The sequence below is a fragment of the Nocardioides sp. YIM 152315 genome (assembly GCF_029210375.1).
Classification (GTDB): Bacteria; Actinomycetota; Actinomycetes; order Propionibacteriales; family Nocardioidaceae; genus Nocardioides.
This window is the reverse complement of the sequence record NZ_JARGER010000043.1, coordinates 286,487-312,230: the sequence shown is the minus strand read 5'-3', so window position 1 is coordinate 312,230 and position 25,744 is coordinate 286,487. Positions and strand designations below refer to the sequence as shown.

The following is a 25,744-nucleotide window of genomic DNA, read 5'->3' as shown; positions in this document are numbered from 1 at the left end:
GGTGGTGGGTGGTTCAGGCGAAGGCGGCCGGGTCGACCGCGATCCAGAGGTGCTCGGCGCTGCCGATCAGCGCGCCGTCGGCGTCGTAGAGCGCCGAGGCGGTGAACGTCTTGCGGCCCTCGGTACGACGACCGAGCCCGACGACCACGTGCTCGGCTCCGATCTCGGGCAGCCGGTCCACGCGTGCGGTCATCCGGGCGAGCACCATCAGCCGCTCCTCGAGGTCACCGGCCCAGCCGCCGACGCAGTCGAGCGCCGCCCAGGTGGTCGCCGGCAGGCCGTCGGCGACCGAGGCGTCGGGGGTCCACGTGGCCGCCACCCGCGCGCACCCCTCCTGGTCGGCGACCCGGCCGGGGAAGATCCGCAGCCCGTCGTCGCGCCCGGTGCCGCAGGAGAAGCAGGTCGGGAACGGGTGCGCCGCGAGCCCGGCGTACGACGTCTCCGCGGCGCGCGCCTCCGCGGGCGGCACCCAGGCGACCACCGGCAGGTCGCCGGTCGCGGGCTCGGCCCGCAGCACCGGCGATCCGTCGACGCTCGCGACCCGCGCGTCGTCGGCGGCCTCGATCCGCAGGGGCGTGTCGAGCGGCGGCGGGGCCAGCAACGAGACCGACACGACCGGTGCGTCGACGTGCTCGGCGAGGGCACCGGCCGACCAGCCGCCGTTGCCCGACGACGGGGGGCCGCAGAAGCGGCGGGGGACGACGAGCTCGGTCACCGGATCTCCTCCCAGCGGTCCAGCGCCTCGCGGCGCTCCGCGGCATGGTCGACGATCGGGGCAGGGTACCCGCACGCCGCCCGGTCCTCCGGGCTCGGGTCGTGCGGGTCGGCGACCACGTCGACGTCGGCGAGCTCCGGCACCCATCGCCGCACGTAGGCGCCGTCGGGGTCGAACTTCCGGCCCTGGGTGGTCGGGTTGAAGACCCGGAAGTACGGCGCGGCGTCGGCGCCGCTGCCGGCCACCCACTGCCAGTTCTGCTGGTTGGACGCCAGGTCGCCGTCCGCGAGCCACCGCATGAAGTGGCGCGCGCCGTGCGGCCACTCGACGTGCAGGTCCTTCGTGAGGAAGCTGGCGACCACCATGCGCACCCGGTTGTGCATCCAGCCGGTCGCCCGCAGCTGGCGCATGCCGGCATCCACGACCGGGAAGCCGGTGCGTCCCTCGCGCCAGGCGTCGAACGGCTCGCCCGGCTCGTCGTACCGCATCCTCGCGAGCTCGGGTCGCAGGTACTCGCGCGCCGTGTCGGGACGCGCCGCCAGCACGCCGGCGAAGAACTCGCGCCAGGCGAGCTCGCGGCGGTATGCCGCGGCGCCGTTGCTGCGCAGGGCCGCGAGGTCGGCGAGCATCGTCCGCGGGTGGATCTCGCCCCAGCGCAGGTGCACCGACATCCGTGAGGTCGTGTCGAGGTCGGGCCGGTCGCGCTCGTCGTCGTAGTCGGCCACCCGCTGCAGGAACTCAGTCCACCGGTCGTGGGCCGCGTCCTCGCCCGCCTCCGGCAGCTCCAGGCCCGAGGGCAGCTCGGGGTCGGGCAGGTCCGCGGTGCCGTCGAGACGGCGCCAGCTCACGTGCGCGGGCGGCGCGACCGGCGCGCGCCAGCCGTGGTCGGCCCAGGCCCGGTGGTAGGGCGTGAACACCTGGTAGGGCCTGCCCGCGCCGGTGGACAGCCGTCCCGGGGCGACGGCGTACGGCGAGCCGGTGCGCGCGAGCTCGATCCCGTGCTCGGCGAGCGCCCGTTCGACCGCGTCGTCCCGGCGGCTGCCGTAGGGGCCGAAGTCGGCGGCGACGTGCACCCGGGTCGCGCCCACCTCCCGGGCCGCGGTCACGACCCGACGCACCGGGTCGCCCCGGACGACCGCGAGCCCGCCGACGGCGCCGTCGAGGGAGCGCAGGGAGGCGGAGAGGTAGCCGCGCCGACCGGGGCCGGCCGGGTCCCAGAGCGCCGGGTCGAGGACGAACAGCGGGAGCACCGGGCCGTCCGCGGCCGCGGCCACGAGGGCGGGGTTGTCGTGGAGCCGCAGGTCGCGGCGGAACCACAGGACGGCAGCCATCGATGTCCAGCCTGCCAGCCGATTGGTCGATGAGACAGAATGTGCGGCGTGAGCGATCTGATCGACACCACCGAGATGTACCTCCGGACCATCTACGAGCTGGTCGAGGAGGGGATCGTCCCGCTGCGTGCCCGGATCGCGGAGCGTCTCCACCAGAGCGGCCCGACCGTCTCCCAGACCGTCGCCCGGATGGAGCGCGACGGCCTGCTGACCGTCGAGGGCGACCGTCACCTCGAGCTCACCGACGAGGGCCTGCGCCTCGCCACCCGGGTGATGCGCAAGCACCGGCTCGCCGAGCGGCTGCTCACCGACGTGATCGGACTGGAGTGGGAGCTCGTCCACGAGGAGGCGTGCCGCTGGGAGCACGTCATGTCCGAGACCGTCGAGCGGCGGCTGCTCAAGCTGCTCGACCACCCCACCGAGTCGCCGTACGGCAACCCGATCCCCGGACTCGACGAGCTGGGGGAGGCGGACTCGGCCGAGAGCTTCATGGAGGGGGTCGAGCCGCTCTCGCGGGCGGCGGGGTCGGACGAGGGCCGGGTGCTGGTCCGCCGCATCTCGGAGGAGATGCAGAAGGACGAGGTCCTGATGAGCGCGATGCGCCGGGTCGGGGCGCTGCCGGACAAGACGGTCACGGTCGTCGCGACCGCGGAGGGAGTGCTCGTGGGCAGCGGCGGGGAGACCGCGGAGATCGTCCCGGAGGCGGCCGATCACATCTTCGTTCGCAAGCTCTGAGACCGCCGATTGCTCGCCGCGGCGGCGAAATCACGGCGGAGTCCGTCCCCAAATGGGCGGATTCTGAACGATTCTTGGGGTGTGAGCAGGTTCTTCTTGCGCTTTCATTGAACTCCGGGGGGTAGTTTGGCGATCGGCGCGGCATCGACGCGGCGACAGGGGGCCTGCCATTCTGTGGCAGTGGGGAAGGTCGTGATGGAGATCATCGAACTCGACGGGGCTGTGCGTGTCCGCGGCGAGCGGACCCTGGTGGTCGGTCACTCGCTGACCGGCCTGGACCGGGGCCTCGAACCACGTGAGTCCGTCGTCCTGCGCACCGGCGACGGCGACTACTACGCGGCGCAGGTGCGCAACATCGAGTTCGACCTCGACGACACGATCTACACCTTCGCCGTCGGCGCCCGACTCCCGGAGAACCTCGCGCTCGAGCGCGTCGCGGGCCTCGACCCCGCCACCGAGGACCTCTCGATGCACGAGCTCGTCGACCTGCTCGGCGAGCTGCGGGCCCGCCCGGTCTGAGGTCGGCTGGACCTGAGGGGCTCAGCCGGCGAGCTCGGTCAGGAACTCGCTGCAGCCCGCCTCGACCCGGTACGTCGCGAGCTCGTCGCCCCGGGTCGTCCCGCGGTTGACGATCACGACCGGAGTGCCCGCGCGCGCCGCCCGCCGCACGAAGCGGAGCCCCGACATCACGGCGAGGCTCGAGCCGGCCACCAGCAGCACGCCGCCGGTCCCGAGGAGCGCATCGACCGCGTCGTAGCAGCGGGCCACCCGGGCGGGCGGGACGTTCTCGCCGAAGAACACGACGTCCGGCTTGAGCACCCCGTCGCACCCCGGGCAGCCGGGCACGACGAAGCCCGACGTCTCCTCGAGGTCCACGTCGCCGTCCGGTCGGACCGCCGCGTCGGCGTACCGGTCGACGAACCCCGGGTTGAGCTCCGCGAGCCGCTCCTGCAGCGCCGCCCGTGACGACGTCTCCCGGCAGCCGAGGCAGACGACGTCGGCGATCCGGCCGTGCAGCGCGACGAGCCGCGGGGTGCCGACCCGCTCGTGGAGGCCGTCGACGTTCTGCGTGATGACCAGGCCGGGCGCGATCCGGGCCAGCGCGTGATGGCCGGCGTTCGGCTCGGCGCGCCCCATCCGCCCCCACCCGAGGTGGCTGCGGGCCCAGTAGCGCTGCCGCGCGGTGCGGCCGGACACGAACTCCTGGTAGGTCATCGGCATCCGGGCCGGGGCTCCCGGCCCGCGGTAGTCCGGGATGCCGGAGTCCGTCGACAGGCCGGCGCCGGTGAGCACGACGAGGGGGCGGTCGCGCAGCAGCGCCAGCGCGTCGGCGTACGACGGCGAGGAAGCGGTCAGGGTCACCGGATCAGGCCGCCCGGTCAGGCGCGGGCGTAGCGCGCCTCGGCGCGGGCCCGCGCCTTCGCCGCCTCGACCTCGCGGTCCTTCGGGGGTGCGGTGGTGACGAGCTCGTCGAGGAGGTGCTGCGTGACGTGCGCGATCTCGGCGACGGCGCGGTCGAACGCCTCCTGGTTGGCCTGCGACGGCTTGGTCGAGCCGCTGACCTTGCGGACGTACTGCAGCGCCGCCGACGTCACCTCGTCGGTGGTGGCCGGCGGCTCGAAGTTGTGGAGCGGGCGGATGTTGCGGCACATGCCCACGAGCGTACGTCGATCCCGGCCCGACCGCGCGCCCGACGGCTCGCCTGACAGAGTGGACGCATGGCTGCCGCACGCGAGCTCGACCTGGTCCTCTTCGGGGCGACCGGCTTCACCGGCGGCCTGACCGCCGACTACCTCGCCCGGCACGCGCCGCGCGGGCTGCGCTGGGCGCTCGCCGGCCGCAACCAGCAGAGGCTCGAGGCGGTGCGCCGCCGGCTCGCCGAGGTCGACCCGGCGCTCGCCGACCTGCCGCTCCTGCACGCCGACGTCGACGATCCCGCCTCGCTCGCGGACGTCGCCGCCCGGGCCGGCGTCGTCATCACGACCGTCGGCCCCTACGTCGCGTACGGCGAGCCGCTGGTCGCCGCCTGCGCCGAGGCCGGCACCGACTACGTCGACCTCACCGGCGAGCCGGAGTTCGTGGACCGCACCTACCTGCGCCACCACGAGACCGCGGTGCGCAGCGGGGCCCGGATCGTGCACGCCTGCGGCTTCGACTCGGTCCCGCACGACCTCGGCCTCCTCTACGCCGTGCAGCAGCTGCGCGCGACGGGCCCGGTCACGGCGCGCGGCGTCGTGCGCGCGCAGGCCATGTTCTCCGGCGGCACGTTCCACTCGGCGATGACCGCGTTCGCGCGGGCGCGGCAGCTCAAGGCACTGGCGCAGGAGCGCCGGCGCGTCGAGCCGCGCCCGGAGGGACGCCGGTCGCGGGCCGTCGCGGGCCGCCCGCGCCGCGACCCGCTGCTCGGCTACTGGCTGCTGCCGCTGCCCACGATCGACCCGACCGTGGTCGCCCGCAGCGGCGCGGCGCTCGCGGCGTACGGCCCGGACTTCCGCTACTCCCACTACGCCGGCACCAGGACGCTGCGCTACGCCGCGGGCGGGGCCGCCGGGGTCGGTGCGATGGTGCTCGCCGCCCAGGTGCCACCGCTGCGCAGGCTCGCGCTCGACCGGATCAAGCCGGGCGAGGGGCCGGACGAGGCCCGGCGCGCGCGTTCGTGGTTCACCGTCGACGTGGTCGCGGAGGGCGACGGCCGGGCCGTGCACACCCGCGTCTCCGGCGGCGACCCTGGCTACGACGAGACCGCGAAGATGCTGGCCGAGTCGGCGCTCTGCCTCGCCCTCGACGACAACCCGTCGACCGCGGGCCAGGTCACGACCGCCCAGGCGATGGGCGACGCGCTGCTCGGTCGCCTGCAGGCGGCGGGCATCCGGTTCGAGGTCGTCGAGTAGCCCGCGCCCAGTCGCGGCCCATCTGGTCCTCGGCCTGACCCGACGGGGCGGGCGCTCATCCCGCTGGTGACGGTTCGCGCCCCGCCACCGGGGATCCGTCCCAGCTTCTGATGTCGACGCAGACCAGCGCCGCCCGCGCCACGGGTTCGTCATGTCCTGCGGTGGAACTGGACCTTGCCGGTGGGGAGGTCAAGCACCGGCCACCGACACTGCGAGGACCCAGAAGCCCTTGTTCCACAGGGGTCTGGGTCACGAACAGATCACGATCCAGCATGCTTCTCCACACCCGGATCGACGTCCTGTGGACGGGTGGTTTCGAGACAGGCGCCAGGGCGCCTTCCTCAACCACCGGGTGTCCCAGCACACCGGGAGCGACCGCAGGTCGGCGTCCCTCCCTGTAGGCGCCGAACGGACGCGCGGGAGGAGCCGTCAAGGACGGCGAAGCCGCCGCAGGGAATCCTTGACGGCGGGGGACGCGCGTCCATCCTGGCGCCGCCGGGAGGACGCCAACACTCGGTACCCTTGGAGCACCGCGCCCAGTTCGGCGTACCCGGTCGGCTGCGGTGGTTTCGAGACAGGCGCTAGCGCGCCTTCCTCAACCACCGAGGCACGGCGCGCACGCGGTCGCCCGAATCGGGGGAGCCCGCGCGGTTCCGGCCGTGGTTCGCTGAACCGCATGGCGGAGACGGACGAGGCCCCGGCGACCCCGCCGGCGCGGGCGGCCCGGAAGCAGCGCGGGGTGCGGCTGATCGGCGTCATCATCGGCGTGCTGGGGCTGGTGTTCCTGGTGGCCGGCGTCGGGACGTACGCCGTGGTGTCGATGACGCTGGCCGACGAGGACATCACGGTCTCGGACGACGCGGACTGGTTCGCGGGGCAGGAGGTGCGCGGCCCCTTCACGGCGTACTCCCAGGCGGACATCATCGCCGAGCACGCCGAGGAGATCGGCGGCGGCAAGACCTATGCGGAGCTGGACCAGGACGATCCCAACCGGGCGACGGTCATGGACGCCTCCTTCCTCCGCGCCAGCCTGTACACCTCCGTCGTCGCCTTCGGCGTCGCCGTCTTCGTCGCCGTGATGGGCATCGTGCTGATGCTGCTCGGCTGGGCACTCGTCCGGCTGGGTCGGCCGGCCGCGACCTGACGGGACCCGACGCGGCCGGGCGGCCGGATCAGGGAGCCACCTGCGAGTACGGCGTCGCCGTCCTCGTCGAGCACCTCGTGCATGACGTAGGCGTGGTGAGCGGCCTCCGCGGCTCAGAGTCGCCTTGCACGGAGCAGGGCGACGAGGCCCTCCCCTTCCATACCGAAGTCAAGGCAATCGCCGTCCGGCTCGTCGGCCGGGCGACCCCGGGTGGGAGAGGATCTGAGCATGTCCGAGGAGACCGTTGCCATCGTCGGAGGCGGCATCGTGGGCCTGGCGGTCGGCCGCGAACTCACGCGCCGCCGACCCGGTGTGCGCGTGCTCGTCTTCGAGAAGGAGGACCGGCTGGCGGCGCACCAGACCGGCCACAACTCCGGCGTCGTGCACGCCGGCATCTACTACAAGCCCGGCAGCCTCAAGGCCGAGCTGTGCACCCGAGGCCGCAAGCTGATCCAGGACTACTGCGCCGAGCACGGGCTGCCGTACGACGAGTGCGGCAAGCTCGTCGTCGCCGTCGACCGTGACGAGATGGGTCGCTTCGACGCACTCGAGCAGACCGCGCGGCGCAACGACGTGCCCGGCCTGCTCCGGGTCGACGGCGCCGGCGTCACCGAGGTGGAGCCCCACGCCGCCGGCGTCGCGGCGCTCCACTCGCCCCACACCGCGATCACCGACTACGTCGCGATCGCCGAGAAGATCGCCGAGGAGATCGAGAACGCCGGTGGGCGGATCCACCTCTCCACGGAGGTGACGGGGATCGAGCGGCGTCCGGGCGGCATCGAGGTCGGGTGCGGCGAGGACCGTCATCGCGTCGACCGGCTCGTCGTCTGCGGTGGCCTGGAGTCAGACCGGCTCGGCGCGCTCGTCGGTGGGCCGAAGGCGCCGCGGATCGTGCCGTTCCGAGGCGAGTACATGGCGGTCGTGCCGGCGAAGCAGGACCTCGTGCGCGGCATGATCTACCCGGTCCCCGACCCGCGCTACCCGTTCCTCGGCGTGCACTTCACCCGCCGGGTCGGCGGCGGGCTCGAGGTCGGACCCAACGCCTTCCTCGCGCTGAGTCGCCGCGCCTACGGCCGCACGTCGTTCGCGGCCCGGGACCTCGGCAACACCCTGGCCTGGCCGGGCTTCTGGCGGTTCGCCGGCGAGCACTGGCGCACCGGCATCACCGAGCTGCGCGGGGTGCTGTCCGTGCGGGCGTACATGAAGGACGCCCAGCGCTACGTGCCAGAGATCGGCGCCGACGACGTACGTCGTGCCGGCCTCGGGCTGCGTGCCCAGGCCCTCGAGCGCGACGGCTCGCTGGTGGACGACTTCGTGATCCACCGGTCCGGCGGGATCACCAGCGTGCGCAACGCCCCGTCGCCGGCGGCGACGTCCAGCCTCGCGATCGCCGAGCACGTCGTCGACCGCATCGAGCGCGACGCCTGACTCGCCGTTCGGCCCCGCGTGGCCCTTCTTGCCGAGCCGAATATCGTATATTCTCTCCGGAACCGGGTGCCCGGACATGGGGCGGGCCCCTCCCCTGGACAGAGGAGACCTCGCGATGACCGCACGCCACCACGCCGGACCCCGCCTCGGCGCACTCGCTGCCGTCGCCCTGCTCGTCACGGCGATGGTGACCGCGCTGACCGGCACCACCGCGCACGCCGCGGCCGCCCGGAGGGCGCCGGCCGCCGGCACGGTGAGCAACTCGTGCACGATCCAGCCCTTCGGCAACGAGTTCGACTACACCGCCAAGGTGAAGGTGACGGGCAAGAAGACCAAGAAGACCAAGGCGGCGCTGACCGCGAAGCTCGGCGCGATGCCCGGTGTCTCGCCGGTCGCCGTCAACGCCGAGCTCTCGGCGACCATGAAGGTCACCGTCGGCGGCAGGTCCGCCACGCTGAAGGGCAAGCGCACCGTCGACGTCGGCGCCAACGAGCCGGTCCCGATGCCGAAGCTCAAGGGCACGGCCAAGGTCGCGAAGTCTGCGAAGAAGCTGCCGGTCGTCGTGAAGAGCATCTCCTTCGAGATCGCCACGTTCGGGGTCACCGGAGACTGCGCGCCGACCGACGGCGCGACGCTCTCGAAGCTGAAGCTCGGCTGACCAGGCACGCGAGGCGGAGTCCGTCTCGCGCCGCGGCGAGTGAGCTCACCCGTCGATCTTTGCCGACCCACCACCCTGGCGGGCGAGCCGCTCCCGTTGCGGGACCACGGTGTACTTCGGGTCCCGCGCCGAGGCGAGGCCCGCCTCGAAGATCCCGAACCGGGTGGTCAGCGAGCCGGCGACGTACGTCGCGCCGGCCACGGCGCTGAGCAGTCGCGATCGACGCCCGGCGAGCGCCGTGATCCCAGACGCCACCGCCGTGCAGTTACGGGCCAGCCGGATCAGCCGGCCCGGTCTGCCGGTCCGGTAGGGCTCGGCCACCAGCCCGTGGCGTCGCAGGATCGTCTCGGCCGCGGCGAGCTCGACGACGGCTCCGGCCAGCGCCATCCGGCGCGCCGGCGCGGTCTGGTCGATCGGCGCCAGCAGCATCGCCAGCCCGCCGGCGGCCTGTGCGCCGGAGCCCCCGAAGACGAACGGGAGCTCGCGGTGCGCCTCGTGCCAGGCCGGCACGGCGGTGTTGGCGAGGAGGGCGGCCGTGTACGTCGCGAGCGGCGGGCCGAGCAGCGCCGCGCCCGATCCGGCGACCCGGCCGAGCCGCGGGAGCAGGCCGGTGACCTGCGCGGCGGCGGCCGCACCGGACAGCGCGCTGAACGGGGCCAGGATGAAGGAGCCCACCGAGAGCGGGGAGGTCGGCTTGAAGACGCGGAGCATCTTGAGGAACCGCTCGGGCCGGCCGAGGTCGTGGATCAGCGCGACCGTCCCGGCGGCGGCACCTCCTGCGGCCGCCAGCCGGGCGACCCGCTCGAGGTCGGGCCGGTCGGTGAGCGCCGCACCCTCCGCGAGCACCGCGGAGCAGCCGGCCAGGCCGCCCAGGAAGAGGTAGAGCGGGACGTCCGGGGTCTTCCAGGTCGGCTCCTTGAGGATGGGCCGGCCGTAATAGGACTCGAACTCGGGCTCCGGCACCAGGCGCTGCTCCTTCACCGCCGGCCCCCGAGGGCCGTGCCGAGGAGCCGAGGGACGAGGCGTCTCGAAGCGAAGGACGCCACGCCGAGGCCGGCCACGGTCGCCGCGGCCGCGCCGACGTGGCGCCACAGCGAGCCGAGGTCGCGGGTAGTGACGATCGGGTCGGGCGGCAGCCCGTAGACCTCCGGCTCGTCGAGCAGCAGGAAGAAGGCGCCGTCGCCGCCGACCCCGTCGTCGGGGTCGCGGCCGTAGAGCCGGGCCACGTCGACGCCCTGGTCGTGCAGCTCCGTCAGCCGCCGGTCGGCCCGCTCGCGCAGCTCGGACAGCTCGCCGTACTGGATCGACTCGGTGGGGCAGGCCTGGGCACACGCCGGCGTCTGCCCCTCCTTGAGCCGGTCGTAGCACAGCGTGCACTTGAACGCCCGGCCGTCGCCCTCGCGCAGGTCGATCACGCCGTACGGACAGGCCGGCACACAGTAGCCGCACCCGTTGCAGATGTCGGGCTGGACGACGACGGTGCCGTACTCGGTCCGGAAGAGCGACCCGGTGGGGCACACGTCGAGGCACGCGGCGTGGGTGCAGTGCTTGCAGACGTCGGAGGACATCAACCAGCGCACGCCACCCTCGCCGCCCGACTCCGCACCCTGCGGGTCGGGCGGACCCATCGACGGCATGCCGAGGTCGGCCGGCGGCGCCTCGACGGGGACGTCGAGCGGCTTCTCCACGAACGCCACGTGCCGCCAGGTGGAGGCACCGAGCTCCTGGGTGTTGTCGTAGGACATGCCGGTGAGCAGGTAGCCGTCGTCGGGGACCTCGTTCCACTCCTTGCAGGCCACCTCGCAGGCCTTGCAGCCGATGCAGACCGAGGTGTCGGTGAAGAAGCCCATCCGGGGCGGGTGCTCGTCCGGCGACCCGTACCCGGCGTCGGTCTGGACGTCGTCGAGTCGGCCCCACAGGCTGCCCATCAGCTGTCCTCCTCCGGATCGACCACGCCCGCCCGCCGGCGGTAGTCGGCGACGTACGCCGTCAGGGCCGGCCCCCGCGGGCGGCGGCCCGGCCGGATGTCACAGGTGCCGACCTTGTCCTGGATGTGCACGTTGGGGTCGAGTGCGAGGCCGACCAGGTCGTTGGGCGCGTCGCCCCGGACGATGCCGTTCGGGCCCCAGTGGTAGGGCAGCCCGACCTGCTCGATCGTCCGGTCACCGAGCCGCAGCGAGCGGAGCCGGTCGGTGACCAGCACGCGCGCCTCGATCGCCGTGCGCGCGGTCACGATCGTCGCCCAGCCGAGGTGCTCCAGCCCGCGCTCGCGCGCCAGCCCCGGGGAGACCTCGCAGAACGGCTCGGGCTGGAGCTCGCTGAGGTAGGGCAGCGTGCGGCTCATCCCGCCGGCGGTGTGGTGCTCGGTCAGCCGGTAGCTGGTGAACACGAAGGGGAAGACCTCCGAGAGCGACGGGTTCATCGGGTTGGACGCCGTCTTGATGTTCTCGATCGCCGGGTTGCCCTGCTGGCCGGGATAGAGCGGGTTCGGCACCGGCGACTCCGCCGGCTCGTAGTGCGTGGGCATCGGCCCGTCGGCCAGCCCGACCGGCACGTAGAGCCAGGCCTTGCCGTCGGTCTGCATGATGAAGGGATCCTGCCCGCCGAGGGCGTCCGGACCGGTGGCGCCGTCCTCCGGCACGTGGTCGGGCGGCCGGTCGGCGATGAAGTCCGGGACGTCCGCACCGGTCCAGGAGCCCGCCTCCGGGTCCCACCAGACGTACTTCTTGCGCTCGCTCCAGGGCGTGCCGTCCGGCGCGGCCGACGCGCGGTTGTAGAGGATCCGCCGGTTGGCCGGCCAGACCCAGCCCCACTCGGCGGCGACCTGGTCCTGCTCCCAGTGCGGCTTGCGCCGCCGCGCCTGGTTGACCTCGTCGGCGTACACGCCGCAGTAGATCCAGCAGCCACAGGCGGTGGACCCGTCGCTCTTCAGCTCGGTGTACGACGACAGCGCGGCGCCGTCGGGGCCGGTGCCGTTGATCTCCCGCAGCACCGCCTGCCCGTCGACGTCGCCGTGCTCGTCGCGCGGGTAGTCCCAGACCAGGTCGAGCAGCGGCCGGTCCATCTCGTCGGCCGACCCGGCCAGCTTGCGCCGGATCCGGACGCCGAGCTCGTGGTAGAAGTCCAGCTCGCTCTGGCAGTCGCCGGGTGGCTCGACCGCCTTGTCGCGCCACTGCAGCATCCGCTGGGTCTGGGTGAACGACCCGGCCTTCTCCACGTGGGAGGCGGCCGGCAGGAAGAACACCTCGGTGCCGATCTCCGCGGTGGCCAGCTCACCGGTCTCGATCTCGGGGCCGTCCTTCCAGAACGTCGCCGACTCGATCAGCTGCATGTCCCGGACGACCAGCCAGTCGAGGTTCGCCATCCCGAGTCGCTGCATCTTGCCGTTGCCCGACCCGACCGTCGGGTTCTCGCCGACGACGAAGTAGCCCTTGCACCGACCCTCGATCTGGCCCTTCACGGTCTCGTAGGTGCCGTGGTTGCCGGTCAGGCGGGGCAGGTAGTCGAAGCAGAAGTCGTTGTCGGCGGTCGCCGCGTCACCCCAGTAGGACTTGAGCAGGCTGACGGCGTAGTCGCGCATGTTGCCCCAGAAGCCGGTCGAACCGGCGTCTCCGGCGACGTAGTCGTCGAGGTTCTCGTGCTCGTGGGCGTGGGGCATCGGCAGGTAGCCGGGCAGGATGTTGAAGAGGGTCGGGATGTCGGTGGAGCCCTGGATGCTCGCGTGCCCGCGCAGCGCCATGATCCCGCCGCCGGGGCGGCCGATGTTGCCGAGCAGGGTCTGGAGGATCGACGCCGTGCGGATCTTCTGCACGCCGACGCTGTGGTGGGTCCACCCCACGGCGTAGCAGAACGCCGAGGTCCGCTCCCGCCCGCTGTTGGAGGTCAGGGCGTCGGCGACCTTCGCGAACTGCTCGGGGGCGACGCCGCAGACCTGCTCGACCATCTCGGGGGTGTAGCGCGCGAAGTGTCGCTTGAGGATCTGGAAGACGCACCGCGGGTGCTGCAGGGTCTCGTCACGCTCGGGCTTCGCGCTGACGGCCGGACCACCGGACCCCGCGGTCTCCGAGCGGGCGGCGCGGTGCCGCTCCTCGTGCGGTCCACCCGGCTGGGCGGGGTCGCGCTGGCCCGCGGCCGGGGCCTGGGGAGCGTTGACGTACTGCCAGCTCTCGGGGTCGTAGCTGCCGGACTCGGCGTCGTACCCGGAGAAGAGCCCGGCCAGGTCCTCGGTGTCGCGGAACTCCTCGCCGATGATCGCGGCGGCGTTGGTGTAGGCGACGACGTACTCGCGGAAGTCCAGGTCGTTGCTGAGCACGTGGTTGACCAGGGCGCCCAGGAAGGCGATGTCGGACCCTGCCCGGATCGGCACGTGCACGTCAGCGAGCGCCGAGGTGCGGGTGAAGCGCGGGTCGACGTGGATGACGGTCGCGCCGCGTCGCGTGGCCTCCACCACCCACTGGAAGCCCACCGGATGTGCCTCCGCCATGTTGGAGCCCTGAATCACGATGCAGTCGGAGTTCTGGAGATCCATCAGGTTGGTGGTCGCCCCACCGCGGCCGAACGAGGTACCCAGACCGGGCACCGTGGAGGAGTGTCAAATGCGTGCCTGGTTCTCGATCTGGATCGCGCCCATCGCCGTGTAGAGCTTCTTCATGAGGTAGTTCTCCTCGTTGTCGAGGGTCGCTCCTCCGAGGCTCGCGATGCCGAGGGTGCGGCGGGTGCGCTTGCCGTCCGCCTCCCACTCCCAGAACTGCTTGCGGGTCTTGATGACGCGATCGGCGATCATGTCGATCGCGGTGTCGAGCTCGAGGTCCTCCCAGTCGGTGCCGAAGGGGCGGCGGTAGCGGACCTTGGTCACCCGGGTCGGCGAGGTGACGAGCTGCTTGCTGGCGCTGCCCTTGGGGCAGAGTCGGCCGCGGGAGATCGGGCTCGCGGGGCTGCCCTCGATCTGGGTGACCGCGCCGTCCTTGACGAAGACCTTCTGGGCGCAGCCGACCGCGCAGTAGGGGCAGATCGAGTCGACGACCTCGTCGGCGTCGGTGGTGCGCGGGGCGAGGCCCCGGCTGCGCTCGGACATGGCCGCGTGCCCGCGTCCCAGCCGGTCCGCGCCCATGACCTGCCGCACGAGCGGCCAGCCGAGGAACGCCTTCACGGGTGCCATGTAACCACTTCCGCGATGCTCGAACGTCGTCTCATGCCGCGGGCAGGTCGTATCCCGAGGCGATGTTGAGCACCGTGCTGAACGTCAGGTACATCAGCCAGAGGCCGGTCACGATGTGCGAGAGCCCCAGCAGCCGCTCGCCGATCGGGATCCGCAGGCCGACGAAGAACTCCGAGACGTAGACACAGGTCAGTCCGAGGAAGAGCAGCCCCACGGGCCAGCCGTCGGGAACGTCGAAGAAGACGACCATGCCGAGCACGCTGATCGTGGTGAACGCGACGGACATCCCCGCGTTGGGCCGGGGGTCGTTGCCCTGGTAGCGGTTCCAGCCCAGCGCGAACCAGTGGATGCCGTACGCCGAGAACGCCAGCGCTGCCATGTAGAGCGCCGGCTCCTTGAACACCTGGAACCAGGTCAGCCCCACGAAGAGCAGCACGCCGGTCACGAACTGGCAGAAGCCGGGCATCCAGATCCCCCACACCCCGGTCGCCCGGTCGACGGCGGGCTCTCGGGGCGGCTGCCCGAACAGCTCCTGCGGACCCCAGATCAGGTAGCCGGTCCCGAGGCCGAAGAGGCCCAGGACGACGGGCACGAAGGTGGATTCCTCGAACTGCACGGCGATCACCTCTCCCCGAGTTACTTGCGCTAGCGCAAGTACCTTGTCGAGACGCGGTAACCGAATCTCGCGCCGGTATGCGTCCGGTGGGTGGTCGATCGAGTGACCGAGGCGACCCGAGGACCGAGACGCCGGGCCCGCCCGGGGGCGCCGGTTGCTCCGGGAGTGCGGGGCGTGAGTCGCTGGTCACCACCCGGCATCGGCCCGGGACCGGGCCTGGTGGTCGCGTCGCGCGCGAATCGGGACGACGTGGTCGTGCGCCGTGCCCACCACCGTGATCAGCGCCAGGAAGACCAGCGCGTGCCCCGGGTCGACCACGACGCCGAACGCGGAGGCCAGGCCGTCGACGACCGCGACCAGCAGTGCGTTGAGCGCCAACCGACCGAGGACGACGCGCCACAGCGACCGCGGCATCCAGCGGTGTCGCGCGGCGACCAGCACGACCGCGACGTTGCCGACGGCCACCAGCAGGCTGCCGAGGAAGAGCTGCGGCTCGGTGGCGTCGGTGCCGGGCACGACCTGCCCGTAGACGACGACCAGCATCGTCACCAGGCAGACCTTCTCGAGCGTCGACCAGGACCACAGCGACACGTGCCGAGCGATCCACTCGCTCTGCTCGGAGGTCTCGTCCACCTCCGCGGGCGGTGCGTCGGCGACGAGCCGCCAGCCGTGATCGGGTGGTGGGACGTGGCGGCGCAGGACCAGCCAGGTCGCGGCGGCGGCGACCGGCAGCGCGGCGAGCGCGGACCAGCCCCAGCCGGGGTGGTCCGACACGAAGGTGGTCGTGTCGAGGCGCGCCACGTGGATCCACCACTCCTGGGGCAGCTTCACCAGCACCCAGAGGACGGCGGCGGTGAGCAGCCACCAGCGACCGCGGACGAGCTCGGGTCGCCAGCGCAGGCGGACCACCTCGTAGGCGACGAAGAAGTACTCGAAGGTGTTCGGGAAGACCAGCAGCAGGATCGCCCGGCCGGCGAGCTCGTAGGCGACGACGCCGGCCAGGCGGTAGAAGAAGAGGAAGCCGGCGATCCGGACCGCCGGCACCGACGTCCAGTTGCGCAGCGCCGCGAGATAGGCGAGCGCGAGGTAGTAGGTGTCCATCGCCTTGTCGTAGGCCTCGTAGTCCGCCGGCACGTCGCCGAAGGCCTGGAACACGGTCTGGTCGAGGGCGTCGGCGACGAACGACGCGAGCAGGGCCGGCAGCGGCCAGCGGAAGACGGCCAGGGGCACCAGGGCACGCACCGCCACCACCGCGACGGCCACCAATGCAGCGCTGTCCACCGGCTCAGTGGATGCGGTCGTCGTGCCGCAGTCCCCACAGCAGCGGCACGCTCAGGAAGAGGATCGCCGAGCAGCACAGCCACATCGCGGCGTACCCCTCGGTGCCGTCCATGACTGGCCGCACCAGCACGATCACGGCACCGGTCAGGACGGGACCGAGCGTGGCCCCGAGCCCGCGACAGAGGCCGAAGAGCCCCGACGCGGCGCCGTGGTTGCCCTCCGGCAGCAGCCTCATCAGCACCGAGAACGGCAGCGTCATCACCGTCGCCGCGCCCATCGCCACGAGCGGGATGGCGGCGATCACCCAGGTCTCCTGCCAGATGCCCGGCAGGGCCATCCCGGCCGCGTATACGACCAGGGCCGTGAGCAGCAGTCGGAGGTGGCCCCACCGGTCCGCGATCCACCCGGCCGTCGGTGCCGCGATCGCGATCCCCACCGCGACCAACGGGAAGATCACGGTGGAGACGAAGCTCGAGGAGCGGTGCATCCCCACCACGAAGAAGAGCACCACGAACGCACGCAGCGAGGAGAGTGCGAAGTTCCACAGACCCTCGGCCAGGCACAGCCGCCGGATGGCCGGGTCGCCCATGAGTCGCCGGGTGCCGGAGAGTCGTCCCCGGTCGGCGTCGATGACGACCGCCCGATCCATCCGCGACCGCAGCCCGACCAGCAGCACCACGGTCGCGCAGACCACGGCCGCGGCGGCGACGAAGAAGGGGAGCCCGGCCGCGACGTCGAGCAGCAGCCCGCCGCCGACGAGCGCGAGCCCGACGCCGGTGACGCGCCAGGTGCTCTCGGCGCTGCGCGACCGTCCGCTCCGGTCGCGAGGCACGAGGTCCGGGTACAACGCCCAGTACGGCGCCAGGTAGCCGTAGTAGGCCGCGTAGACGAAGACGAGCGCGACGACGTACCAGACCAGGACGTGGGGGCTCAGCTCGGCGACGACGCCGACCGCGAGGAGCGCCAGCGCGAGGACGACCGCGCACCCGACGAGCAGCACCACCCGGTCGCGGACCCGGCGGGCCGTCCGGTCCGAGAACGCACCCAGCAGCGTCGGCATGAAGATCCCGAAGAAGCCCTCGCCCCCGACCAGCGCCCCGATGACCACGGCGTTCGTCGTCTGCTCGACGAGCACCGGCAGGTAGGTCGAGATGACCGTGACCCCGAGGGCCAGCCCGGCGGCGGGGGCGCCGAGCGCGACGAGGAACCCGAGGGGCGCACTGTCGGCCGATCCGCCCGCGTCTGGCCCGTGACCTGCCCGCGACCTCGAGGTCACCGGGGCCCGGAGGCCCGGCTCCGGCGGCTCGGCGCCGACATCAGGCGCGGTCCTGGACCGCGGCGTCCCCGTGGGCGTGGCGAGCGCACTGCGCGCAGCAGTAGAAGTGGCCGTCCACCTCCACGCCGTGGCCGATCACCTTGCACGCGCAGTGCTCGCACGCGGGCGCCAGTCGGTGGATCGCGCACTCGAAGCTGTCGAAGGTGTGGCGCTCGCCGGCGGCCACGACCTCGAACGCCTTGTCGTAGTCGTTGCCGCAGACCTCGCAGGTCCCCATCGCCATCTCCTTCACGTCCGCGGGTGCAGGCTGGCCGGTACCCGCGCTCGGTGCGCGCATTCGGCGCCCGCGTCGGACGAGGAGAGTTGGTCGTGAGCTGTGCTCGTGCGGTGGTGCCCCAGGCCAGAGTCGAACTGGCGACCTTTCGCTTAGGAGGCGGCTGCTCTATCCACTGAGCTACTGGGGCGTGCGCGGGCATCGTAGTCGGAGCGTCGCGGCAGCACGACACGGGCGGCGTCGCACGGCGTACGCGCGGGCCCGGTGGACGGGTGCTTGTTACGCCGTGGTAGGCCGCCGGTTTGGCCGACGCGGGTCGTCACAGGGACAATTCAGGTTCGCCCTCTACGCTCGACCGAGCCGCCGAGCGGCTCCCCGAGTCCCCGACCGAAGGGTCATCGATGTCCGACGCTGAGCTCGACGGTACCCCGTCCGAGTCCGGCGCTGCCACTCCCGAGACCGGTCCGGACGTCGCTCAGCGAGCCACGAACGGCCCGAAGCGGCGGGGTCGGGTCAAGCGGCGGCACACGGTCGGCAAGGTGCTCCTCTCGACGGTCGTCGCGCTCGCGCTCGCGACCGGGCTCGGCGTGGCGTTCCTCTATCGCCACCTCAACGGCAACCTCGAGGTGCTCGACCCGAGCGCGCAGCTCTCCGACCGCCCGGACAAGGTCGAGGTCGAGGGCCCGCGCGAGCCGCTGAACGTGCTCGTGATGGGCTCCGACACGCGTGACGGCGAGGGCAACAACATCGACGGCCTCACCGGCGCAGGCGAACGCTCCGACACCACGATCCTCTTCCACCTCTCGGCCGACCGGGAGCGTGCCTACGGCGTCAGCATCCCGCGCGACCTGCTCGTCAACCGGCCGGAGTGCAAGACCGAGGGCGGCGACAAGATCCCCGGCGGCTCCGGGGTGATGTGGAACGAGGCGTTCAACCTCGGCGGCCCGGCCTGCACGATCCAGCAGTTCGAGCAGATCACCGGCATCCGCCTCGACCACTTCGTCAAGGTCGACTTCGAGGGCTTCCGGGGCATGGTCGACGCCATCGGCGGCGTCGAGATGTGCATCCCCGAGGACATCGACGACCCGGCCCACGCCATCCACATCCCTGCGGGCACCCGCAAGCTGAAGGGCACCGAGGCGCTCAACTACGTGCGGGAGCGGTACGTCGTCGGCGACGGCTCGGACATCGGCCGGATGAAGCGGCAGCAGGCCTTCATCGCCTCGATGGCCCACGCCGTCGTGACCGCCGGGACGCTCGCGCGTCCCGACCGGCTGGTGCGCTTCCTCGACTCGGCGACCAAGTCGCTCACCGTGGACCCCGGCCTCGAGAACGTCATCAAGATCGCGGACCTGGGCAGCCAGTTCCAGGGCATCGGCCTGAACAACATCCAGTTCATCACCATCCCGGTCATCCAGGCCCCGAGCGACCCCAACCGGCTGGCGTGGAAGCAGCCCGACGCCGACAAGGTGTGGGACAAGCTCCGCAAGGACGAGGCGCTGACCAAGCGCCTGGCCGAAGGCGTCATCAGCGCCGGCAACGTCCCGGGCGGGGCCGAGGAGCCGTCGGCGACGACCTCAGACGATCCTTCCGGCGACCCCTCCGACGACCCCTCCGACGATCCGTCGGACAGCTCGTCGGCGTCCCCCTCCGGCAGCCCGTCGACCGGCAGCCCGTCCCCCACACCGGAGGACGAGGCCGCCCGCCGCGAGGCACTGGAGAACGCCGGCCTGTGCGTGTGAGGCTGGACGGGTGAGCGACAAGCCCACCGGGCAGGACGTCGAGTGGCAGCGCCGCCGGCGCCGGGCCGAGATCTTCGGCGACGCGCTGCCGGAGACCACCAGCGACGAGCGAGAGCCCGCTGCGCCCGAGCGCGAGTCCGCGGCGGACCGGTGGCTGCGGGAGCAGGTGCCCCCGCACCATGGTTCCTGAGGGTCAGAGCCCGGTCGGCCGTCCCTGCTGGGCGGCGAGCAGGTCGCGGATCTCCTCGAGGAGCTGCACGTCCTCCGGCGTCCCCGGCTCCTCGCTCGGGAAGAACTTGTCCTTCGCCGTCGTGTAGGGCAGGACAATGAGGAAGTAGACGACGGCCGCGATGATCACGAAGCTCACGACCGCCGTCACCCAGGCGCCGAACGGGAGTCCGCCGGGCTCCCAACCGGAGAAGTCCGGCTGCCCGCCGACCTTCCCGATCAGTCCCATGATGAGGTCGACGGTCGCGGTCACGATGGCGGTGAAGGCCAGCGCCATGATCAGGGCGACGGCGAGCTCGACGAGGTTGCCCCGCAGGATGAAGTTCTTGAATCCGCTCATGCCCGGACGCTAGTCCGAGAAGGCGATCGTGAGGAAGGTGCGCACCGACGCGTCCGCGATGCGCTCGACGTCGCCGGGCTCGGCGCCGACCACCACGAGCCGCCCGGTGAGCCCGGTCGCGCTGACCTCGGCGGGCGCGTCCGGGAGCGCCAGCACGGGCACCGCGTCGGCGACCACCCCGGCGGAGCCGCCCTGGGGGTCGGCCGAGACGAGGTCGACCCGGTCGCCGACCCGCAGCAGTCCGGCCATCCCCGCGTCGGGGAGCCGGACGGGCACCGCGACGAGACCGGGATAGCCGTCGGTGAGGGCCGGGCCGACCAGGCGGACGTCGGTCACCGGCTCGCCGGCCCGCAGCGGCGCGGCGAGCGTGCGGCCGGCGGGATCGCGGGCGAGACCCTCGGGCACCGACCCGGGCGCGAACTCCGCGTGGCGTACGTCGCCGGCGTCCAGCATCGTCCCGGCCGGCAGGTCGTGGGCGGCCACGGTCACCACGACCCGGGCGGGCGGGTCCGTGGTCGTCGCGCGCAGACCCGCGGCGACGGCGACTGCGGTCAGCAGCGCCGCGAGCAGGCGTCGGCGCGCGAGCAGCGTACGGCGGAGGGTGCGGCGCAGGGCGGCGAGACGGTCACGGGCGGACATGCCGTGACGCTAGGAGAGGAGGCCGGGGTCGTGCGCCGGCTCTCCACAGGGCCCGCGCGCTCAGTCGGAGGAGGACGCCGCCGCCGCCGTTGCGGCCGGCTTCGACTCGGACTTCTTCTCGGACTTCTTCTCGGACTTGGCCTCGGAGGCGCTCTCGGCCTTCGTGCCCGAGGACTCGGTCGACGAGCCGCCGTCGCCGGACGAGCCCGAGCGGCTGTCGGTGCGATAGAAGCCCGAGCCCTTGAAGACCACGCCCACGGCGTTGAAGAGCTTGCGCAGCCGGCCGCGGCACTCCGGGCACTCGGTGAGCGCGTCGTCGGAGAAGCTCTGGAACTGCTCGAACGCGTGGCCGCACTCGGTGCAGGCGTACTGATAGGTCGGCACGGTTCTCCTTCGCTGGCACTCGACCCTGACGAGTGCCAATGGTACCCGACGGCGCGACGACCTCAGGCGCGCAGCCGCACGACGCCCGACGGGCTCGCGACGTGGGTCACCGCGCGGTCGTGGGGCTCGACCGGGACCTCGACGCCGACCTCGTCGTCGTAGAGCAGCACGCAGGTGACGGTCCCGACCGGCACTCGTCCCAGCGCCCGGTCGTAGGAGCCGCCACCGCGGCCCAGCCGGTTGCCCCGCGCGTCGACGGCCAGCCCCGGCACCAGCACCACGTCGGCGGTGGCGACGGCCCCGAGGCCCAGCCGCTCGCCCACCGGCTCCAGGAGCCCGAACCGGGCGGCGAGCAGGTCCTCCGGGCCGCGGTACACGGCCCAGTCGAGGTCGGCATCGGGCAGCAGCACGGGCAGGATCACCCGCTTCCCGGCCGCCCGGAGGTGGTCCAGCAGGAGGCCGGTCCCGGGCTCGTCGGCCGTCGAGACGTAGGCCGCCAGCGTGGCGGCGCGGCGTACGTCGGGCAGGTCCATCAGATGGCCCGCGATGGCGCGCGCCGCGGCGTTGGTCTCGACGGCGGAGCGGCGCCTCCGGGTCATCAGCAGTCGGTCGCGGACGGCCGTTTTGGCCGGTGATTGCCTGCGGGTCACGCGGGAAGCCTACGATCGTGATCATGGGTTCTGCTGGCCTGCAGAAGGCACGCGACAAGATGGCCGCCGCGGGCGTCGACGAGATCGCGATCGAGACCTTCGCGCACTACTTTCGACTGCTCGAGCACGGCGAGACCGGGATGATCCCGGAGGCCTCGATCGACCCGGTCGACATGGAGTCGATCGACGGGGTGCGGGTGCGCGACGAGGACGGCGCGGCGGCCGTGCGCGCGACCGCGGTCGTCAAGCTCAACGGTGGGCTCGGGACCTCGATGGGGATGGACCGGGCGAAGTCGCTGCTGTGCGTGCGCCGTGGGCTGTCGTTCCTCGACATCATCGCCCGCCAGACCCTGCACCTGCGGCGTGAGCACGACGCGACGCTGCCACTGATCTTCATGAACAGCTTCCGCACGTCGGCCGACACGATGGCGGCCCTGGCGCGCTACGAGGACCTCCCGGTCGAGGGCCTGCCGCTGGAGTTCCTCCAGAACAAGGAGCCCAAGCTCAACGCCAAGGACCTGAGCCCGGCCAGCTGGCCCCGCGACCCCGACCTCGAGTGGTGTCCGCCCGGCCACGGCGACCTCTACACCGCGCTGCGTGGCACCGGCCTGCTCGACCGGCTCATCGAGGCGGGCTACCGCTACGCGTTCGTCTCCAACTCCGACAACCTCGGCGCCGTGCCCGACCCGCGCGTCGCAGGCTGGTTCGCGACCAGCGGCGCGCCGTTCGCGATCGAGGCGGTGCGTCGTACGCCGTCGGACCGCAAGGGCGGCCACTTCGCCCGCCGCAGGTCCGACGGCCGCCTCGTCCTGCGCGAGACCGCGCAGACCCCCGCCGCGGACCTGGAGGCGCTCGCCGACCTCGACCGGCACCGCTTCTGCTCCACCAACAACCTGTGGTTCGACCTGGTCGCGATGCAGAACGAGCTCGACCGCCGCGACGGCATCCTCGGGCTGCCGTTGATCCGCAACGTCAAGACCCTCGACCCGAGCGACAAGTCCACGCCCGAGGTGATCCAGATCGAGACCGCGATGGGTGCGGCCATCGAGGTCTTCGAGGACTCCGCCCTGATCGAGGTCGGCCGCGACCGGTTCATCCCGGTGAAGACCACCAACGACCTGCTGGTGCTGCGCTCCGACGTCTACGACATCGGGCAGGACTTCGTGCTCGACCAGGTCGCGGCCGACGTCCCATTCGTCGATCTCGACTCGAGCTACTACAAGGTGGTCGGCGAGTTCGACAAGCGCTTCCCCGAGGGCGCGCCGTCGATGAAGAAGGCGCAGGCGCTGCGGGTGGACGGTGACTGGACCTTCGGTCACGGCGTGCAGGTCGTCGGCGAGGTCGCGCTCGAGGCGAGCTCCGCCCAGCGCATCGCGGCCGACACGGTCCTGTCGACTGGCGCGGATGTCTGAGCTCCCCGACCTGCGCAGCGTCGACGACCATCGCGCGCGCGTCCTCGAGGCGATCGAGCCGCTGGCGGTCTACCCCCAGCCGCTCATGGAGGCGCTCGGGCTCGCCGCGGCGGAGGACGTCGTCGCGGAGGTCGCGCTGCCCTCCTTCGACAACTCCGCGATGGACGGCTACGCCGTACGCCGCGAGGACGTCGTCACGGCCTCCGCGGAGTCGCCGGTGCACCTGCCGGTGGTCGGCGAGATCGGTGCCGGCCAGGACGGGCTGCTCGCGCTGCCGCCCGGCACGGCGGCCAAGATCATGACCGGCGCGCCGGTGCCTGCCGGAGCCGACAGCGTCGTGCCCTACGAGTGGACCGACCGCGGCGTCGCGCAGGTGCGCATCGAGCAGGCGCCCGGCGCGGCACAGCACATCCGGTCGGCGGGCGAGGACGTCGCGGTCGGCGACGTGATCGTCTCCGCGGGCACCGTGCTCGGCCCGCGCCACGTCGGCCTGCTCGCCGCGGTCGGCCGCGCGACCGTCGGCTGCCGCGCGCGGCCGCGGGTCGTCGTGCTGTCCACCGGCTCCGAGCTGCGCGACCCGGGCACGCAGCTCGCCCGCGACTCCATCTACGACGGCAACTCCTTCCTGCTGGCCGCGGCGGCGCGGCGGGCGGGCGCGATCGCCTACCGGGTCGGGATCGTGCCCGACGAGCCGCGCGCCTTCCTCGACGCGCTCCACGACCAGCTCGTGCGGGCCGACATCGTCGTCACCAGCGGTGGCGTCTCGCAGGGCGACTACGACGTCGTCAAGGAGGCGCTGACGCCGTTGGGGACCGTCTGGTTCGGCGGGATCCGGATGCAGCCCGGCAAGCCGCAGGGCTTCGGACACGTCGGCGAGGACCGCACGCCGATCTTCACGCTGCCGGGCAACCCGGTCTCGTCGTACGTCTCCTTCGAGCAGTTCGTGCTGCCGGCGATCCGCAAGCTCATGGGCCGCACGCCGTACGAGCGGCCGACCGCGCCCGCCCGGCTCACGCACGCGATCGCATCGCCGGCCGGCCGGCGCCAGCTGGTGCGGGGGGAGTACGACGTCGACGCGGGCGGCCCCTACGTCACGCCGGTGGGCGGACACGGTTCCCACCTGATCGGCGATCTGGCATCGTCCAACGCGCTGGTCGTGGTGCCCGAGGACGTCACCTCGCTCGACGCCGGCGCCCCGGTGCAGGTGCTGAGGCTCGACGAGGAGTTCTGATGTCGGAACCGCGCTTGACCCACGTGGACGACTCGGGTGCGGCCCGGATGGTCGACGTCTCCGGCAAGCACGTGACCGCCCGCACGGCCTCGGCCTCGGGGCGGGTGCTGGTCTCCCCGGAGGTGGTCGCGCTGCTGCGCGGCGAGGGCGTGCCGAAGGGCGACGCGCTCGCCGTCGCCCGGATCGCGGGCATCATGGGCGCCAAGCAGACGCCGGCGCTGGTGCCGCTGTGCCACCCGCTCTCGATCTCGGGAGTCACCGTCGACCTCGCCGTGGCGGACGACCCGGCACCGTGCGTCGAGATCGTCGCGACCGTGCGGACCAACGACCGCACCGGCGTCGAGATGGAGGCCCTGACCGCGGTCTCCGTCGCCGCGCTGACCGTCGTCGACATGGTGAAGGCCGTCGACAAGGGCGCGGTGATCACCGATGTGCGGGTCGAGACGAAGACCGGCGGCAAGTCGGGCGACTGGTCGCGCCCATGAACCTGCGGGCCGAGGTCGTCGTGGCGTCCAACCGCGCCGCGGCCGGCGTCTACGAGGACACGACGGGGCCGCTGATCGTGGCGCTCCTCCAGGAGCTGGGGTTCGTGGTCGACGCACCGGTCGTCGTACCCGACGGCGCGCCGGTCGGCGCCGCGATCGCCGCAGCGGCCGAGGGCGGCGCGCGGGTGGTGCTGACCACCGGCGGCACCGGCCTGACCCCCACCGACCGCACCCCGGAGGTCACCCGGGCACTGCTCGACTTCGAGGTGCCGGGGATCGCCGAGGCGATCCGGGCCCACGGCGTCGCGAACGGCGTCCCGTCGGCCGTCCTCTCGCGCGGACTGGCGGGTGTCGTCGGCCAGTGCCTCGTGGTGAACCTGCCGGGCTCGCGAGGCGGCGTGAAGGACGGGCTCGCCGTGCTGCGTCCGGTGCTCGTGCACGCGGTCGAGCAGGTCGTGGGGAGCGACCATTGACCACCGGCTGGCCGGCCCGGCTGGAGTCGCACGGAGTCGTCGTCCGGCCGCTGACCGCGTCCGACGCGGGCGCGTGGCGGGACGCCCGGCGCCGCAACGCCGCGTGGCTGACGCCGTGGGACGCGACGGTGCCGCCGGGCGCGGACGCCCGACCGGCGACGTTCCGCAGCCTGGTGCGCCGGCTGCACCGGCAGGCACGCGCCGGCGCGACGTACCCCTTCGCCGTCGACGTCGACGGCCGGTTCGCCGGGCAGATCACCGTCAACAACATCGTGCGCGGCTCCGCGCAGTTCGCGTCGGTCGGCTACTGGCTCGATCAGCAGTACGCCGGGCGCGGGGTGATGCCGCGGGCGCTGGCGCTGGTCGTCGACCACTGCTTCGCTACCGCCGGGCTGCACCGGATCGAGGTGGCGATCCGGCCCGAGAACTCCAACTCGCTGCGGGTGGTGGAGAAGCTCGGCATCCGCGAGGTCGGCTTCGCGCCGAGGTATCTCCACATCGACGGTGCCTGGCGCGACCACCGGATCTACGCCGTGACGGTGGAGGAGTGCCCGGACGGGATGCTCCGCCGGCTCGACTCCCACGAGTCACACGAGTGAATTCGCGACACACCTGTGGACATCCGCGGTGGCATGAGGTAGCGCTCATAACCT

At 72.6% G+C, this 25,744-nt stretch carries 28 protein-coding genes and 1 tRNA gene; 13 read left to right on the top strand and 16 right to left on the bottom strand.

The genetic code is table 11. The annotated features are described in order from the left end of the window. Nucleotides 1–13 precede the first annotated feature (13 nt). Together PZ894_RS20405 and PZ894_RS20400 are read right to left on the bottom strand one after the other, a co-directional pair. The gene (locus PZ894_RS20405; RefSeq protein ID WP_275747629.1) at nucleotides 14–715 is read right to left on the bottom strand and encodes a hypothetical protein; all 702 of its coding nucleotides are present in this window, start codon (nucleotides 713–715) and stop codon (nucleotides 14–16) included. Further along, nucleotides 712–2,046 carry a deoxyribodipyrimidine photo-lyase gene (locus PZ894_RS20400; RefSeq protein WP_275747628.1) on the bottom strand — a complete coding sequence of 445 codons (1,335 nt, stop codon included), beginning with the start codon at nucleotides 2,044–2,046 and terminating at the stop codon, nucleotides 712–714. Before PZ894_RS20400 ends, PZ894_RS20405 begins: the two co-directional genes overlap by 4 nt. A gap of 48 nt (nucleotides 2,047–2,094) precedes the next feature. Between PZ894_RS20400 and PZ894_RS20395 the strand changes: the two genes are divergently transcribed. Together PZ894_RS20395 and PZ894_RS20390 are read left to right on the top strand one after the other, a co-directional pair. Beyond that, nucleotides 2,095–2,781 (top strand): metal-dependent transcriptional regulator, encoded by a 687-nt coding sequence (locus tag PZ894_RS20395; RefSeq protein ID WP_275747627.1) that lies wholly within the window; start codon nucleotides 2,095–2,097, stop codon nucleotides 2,779–2,781. A gap of 195 nt (nucleotides 2,782–2,976) precedes the next feature. Continuing rightward, nucleotides 2,977–3,300 (top strand): hypothetical protein, encoded by a 324-nt coding sequence (locus tag PZ894_RS20390; protein WP_275747626.1) that lies wholly within the window; start codon nucleotides 2,977–2,979, stop codon nucleotides 3,298–3,300. Nucleotides 3,301–3,321: 21 nt separating this feature from the next. On the opposite strand, the gene PZ894_RS20385 is transcribed toward PZ894_RS20390, so the two are convergent. Together PZ894_RS20385 and PZ894_RS20380 are read right to left on the bottom strand one after the other, a co-directional pair. Then, entirely contained in the window at nucleotides 3,322–4,143 is an 822-nt protein-coding gene (locus tag PZ894_RS20385) for a Sir2 family NAD-dependent protein deacetylase (protein ID WP_275747625.1), read from the bottom strand. Between the two features lie 17 nt (nucleotides 4,144–4,160). Continuing rightward, nucleotides 4,161–4,433 (bottom strand): DUF2277 domain-containing protein, encoded by a 273-nt coding sequence (locus PZ894_RS20380; protein WP_275747624.1) that lies wholly within the window; start codon nucleotides 4,431–4,433, stop codon nucleotides 4,161–4,163. A gap of 66 nt (nucleotides 4,434–4,499) precedes the next feature. Here PZ894_RS20380 and PZ894_RS20375 point away from each other — a divergent pair, with 66 nt between their 5' ends. The 4 genes from PZ894_RS20375 (at nucleotide 4,500) to PZ894_RS20360 (ending at nucleotide 8,902) form a co-directional block, all read left to right on the top strand. After that, nucleotides 4,500–5,672, top strand: a complete 1,173-nt coding sequence (locus PZ894_RS20375) for a saccharopine dehydrogenase NADP-binding domain-containing protein (protein ID WP_275747623.1) — start codon at nucleotides 4,500–4,502, stop codon at nucleotides 5,670–5,672. A gap of 676 nt (nucleotides 5,673–6,348) precedes the next feature. Further along, nucleotides 6,349–6,816 carry an aromatic ring-opening dioxygenase LigA gene (locus PZ894_RS20370; RefSeq protein ID WP_275747621.1) on the top strand — a complete coding sequence of 156 codons (468 nt, stop codon included), beginning with the start codon at nucleotides 6,349–6,351 and terminating at the stop codon, nucleotides 6,814–6,816. Between the two features lie 228 nt (nucleotides 6,817–7,044). Continuing rightward, nucleotides 7,045–8,244, top strand: coding sequence for an L-2-hydroxyglutarate oxidase (gene lhgO, locus PZ894_RS20365; RefSeq protein ID WP_275747619.1), 1,200 nt, complete (start codon nucleotides 7,045–7,047; stop codon nucleotides 8,242–8,244). A gap of 115 nt (nucleotides 8,245–8,359) precedes the next feature. Next, nucleotides 8,360–8,902 carry a hypothetical protein gene (locus PZ894_RS20360; protein ID WP_275747618.1) on the top strand — a complete coding sequence of 181 codons (543 nt, stop codon included), beginning with the start codon at nucleotides 8,360–8,362 and terminating at the stop codon, nucleotides 8,900–8,902. 45 nt (nucleotides 8,903–8,947) lie between these two features. Here the strand turns inward: PZ894_RS20360 and nrfD are convergent, their stop codons facing one another. From nrfD to PZ894_RS20320, 8 genes are all read right to left on the bottom strand, one after another. Beyond that, on the bottom strand, nucleotides 8,948–9,883 hold the full coding sequence (gene nrfD, locus PZ894_RS20355) for an NrfD/PsrC family molybdoenzyme membrane anchor subunit (protein ID WP_275747617.1): 936 nt from the start codon (nucleotides 9,881–9,883) through the stop codon (nucleotides 8,948–8,950). Further along, nucleotides 9,880–10,830, bottom strand: coding sequence for a 4Fe-4S dicluster domain-containing protein (locus PZ894_RS20350; RefSeq protein WP_275747616.1), 951 nt, complete (start codon nucleotides 10,828–10,830; stop codon nucleotides 9,880–9,882). The genes nrfD and PZ894_RS20350 overlap by 4 nt, the downstream gene beginning before the upstream one ends. Then, nucleotides 10,830–14,060 (bottom strand): formate dehydrogenase, encoded by a 3,231-nt coding sequence (fdh, locus tag PZ894_RS20345; RefSeq protein WP_275747614.1) that lies wholly within the window; start codon nucleotides 14,058–14,060, stop codon nucleotides 10,830–10,832. The genes PZ894_RS20350 and fdh overlap by 1 nt, the downstream gene beginning before the upstream one ends. Nucleotides 14,061–14,091: 31 nt before the next feature. After that, nucleotides 14,092–14,676: a hypothetical protein gene (locus PZ894_RS20340; RefSeq protein WP_275747612.1), complete on the bottom strand. Its 585-nt coding sequence runs from the start codon at nucleotides 14,674–14,676 to the stop codon at nucleotides 14,092–14,094. Nucleotides 14,677–14,862: 186 nt separating this feature from the next. Further along, entirely contained in the window at nucleotides 14,863–15,957 is a 1,095-nt protein-coding gene (locus PZ894_RS20335) for a hypothetical protein (RefSeq protein ID WP_275747611.1), read from the bottom strand. A gap of 4 nt (nucleotides 15,958–15,961) precedes the next feature. Next, complete coding sequence (locus PZ894_RS20330; protein WP_275747610.1) at nucleotides 15,962–17,233, bottom strand: MFS transporter; 1,272 nt, start codon at nucleotides 17,231–17,233, stop codon at nucleotides 15,962–15,964. Nucleotides 17,234–17,273: 40 nt separating this feature from the next. Further along, entirely contained in the window at nucleotides 17,274–17,510 is a 237-nt protein-coding gene (locus tag PZ894_RS20325) for a Prokaryotic metallothionein (RefSeq protein WP_275747608.1), read from the bottom strand. A 111-nt stretch (nucleotides 17,511–17,621) separates the two neighbouring features. Beyond that, a tRNA-Arg gene (locus PZ894_RS20320) sits at nucleotides 17,622–17,697 on the bottom strand. A 211-nt stretch (nucleotides 17,698–17,908) separates the two neighbouring features. Here PZ894_RS20320 and PZ894_RS20315 point away from each other — a divergent pair. Both PZ894_RS20315 and PZ894_RS20310 read left to right on the top strand, forming a co-directional pair. Further along, a complete protein-coding gene (locus tag PZ894_RS20315; protein WP_275747606.1) occupies nucleotides 17,909–19,249 on the top strand; it encodes an LCP family protein in 1,341 nt (446 codons plus the stop codon). A 10-nt stretch (nucleotides 19,250–19,259) separates the two neighbouring features. After that, nucleotides 19,260–19,439: a hypothetical protein gene (locus tag PZ894_RS20310; RefSeq protein ID WP_275747604.1), complete on the top strand. Its 180-nt coding sequence runs from the start codon at nucleotides 19,260–19,262 to the stop codon at nucleotides 19,437–19,439. 3 nt (nucleotides 19,440–19,442) lie between these two features. Here the strand turns inward: PZ894_RS20310 and PZ894_RS20305 are convergent, their stop codons facing one another. The 4 genes from PZ894_RS20305 to PZ894_RS20290 form a co-directional block, all read right to left on the bottom strand. Then, nucleotides 19,443–19,817, bottom strand: coding sequence for an MscL family protein (locus PZ894_RS20305; RefSeq protein ID WP_275747602.1), 375 nt, complete (start codon nucleotides 19,815–19,817; stop codon nucleotides 19,443–19,445). Between the two features lie 9 nt (nucleotides 19,818–19,826). After that, nucleotides 19,827–20,456: an SAF domain-containing protein gene (locus tag PZ894_RS20300; RefSeq protein WP_275747601.1), complete on the bottom strand. Its 630-nt coding sequence runs from the start codon at nucleotides 20,454–20,456 to the stop codon at nucleotides 19,827–19,829. 60 nt (nucleotides 20,457–20,516) lie between these two features. Beyond that, entirely contained in the window at nucleotides 20,517–20,840 is a 324-nt protein-coding gene (locus PZ894_RS20295; protein ID WP_275747600.1) for an FmdB family zinc ribbon protein, read from the bottom strand. Nucleotides 20,841–20,902: 62 nt separating this feature from the next. Beyond that, nucleotides 20,903–21,490 carry a 5-formyltetrahydrofolate cyclo-ligase gene (locus tag PZ894_RS20290; protein WP_275747598.1) on the bottom strand — a complete coding sequence of 196 codons (588 nt, stop codon included), beginning with the start codon at nucleotides 21,488–21,490 and terminating at the stop codon, nucleotides 20,903–20,905. Between the two features lie 23 nt (nucleotides 21,491–21,513). Here PZ894_RS20290 and PZ894_RS20285 point away from each other — a divergent pair, with 23 nt between their 5' ends. Genes PZ894_RS20285 through PZ894_RS20265 form a run of 5 tightly spaced genes read left to right on the top strand, consistent with a single transcriptional unit; the run spans nucleotide 21,514 to nucleotide 25,690 of the window. Next, nucleotides 21,514–22,902 carry a UTP--glucose-1-phosphate uridylyltransferase gene (locus PZ894_RS20285; protein ID WP_275747597.1) on the top strand — a complete coding sequence of 463 codons (1,389 nt, stop codon included), beginning with the start codon at nucleotides 21,514–21,516 and terminating at the stop codon, nucleotides 22,900–22,902. Beyond that, nucleotides 22,895–24,133, top strand: coding sequence for a gephyrin-like molybdotransferase Glp (gene glp / locus PZ894_RS20280; protein WP_275747596.1), 1,239 nt, complete (start codon nucleotides 22,895–22,897; stop codon nucleotides 24,131–24,133). The genes PZ894_RS20285 and glp overlap by 8 nt, the downstream gene beginning before the upstream one ends. Beyond that, complete coding sequence (gene moaC, locus PZ894_RS20275; protein ID WP_275747594.1) at nucleotides 24,133–24,618, top strand: cyclic pyranopterin monophosphate synthase MoaC; 486 nt, start codon at nucleotides 24,133–24,135, stop codon at nucleotides 24,616–24,618. The genes glp and moaC overlap by 1 nt, the downstream gene beginning before the upstream one ends. Then, nucleotides 24,615–25,091 (top strand): molybdenum cofactor synthesis domain-containing protein, encoded by a 477-nt coding sequence (locus PZ894_RS20270; protein WP_275747592.1) that lies wholly within the window; start codon nucleotides 24,615–24,617, stop codon nucleotides 25,089–25,091. The genes moaC and PZ894_RS20270 overlap by 4 nt, the downstream gene beginning before the upstream one ends. Beyond that, nucleotides 25,088–25,690: a GNAT family protein gene (locus PZ894_RS20265; RefSeq protein WP_275747590.1), complete on the top strand. Its 603-nt coding sequence runs from the start codon at nucleotides 25,088–25,090 to the stop codon at nucleotides 25,688–25,690. Before PZ894_RS20270 ends, PZ894_RS20265 begins: the two co-directional genes overlap by 4 nt. Nucleotides 25,691–25,744: the final 54 nt, after the last annotated feature.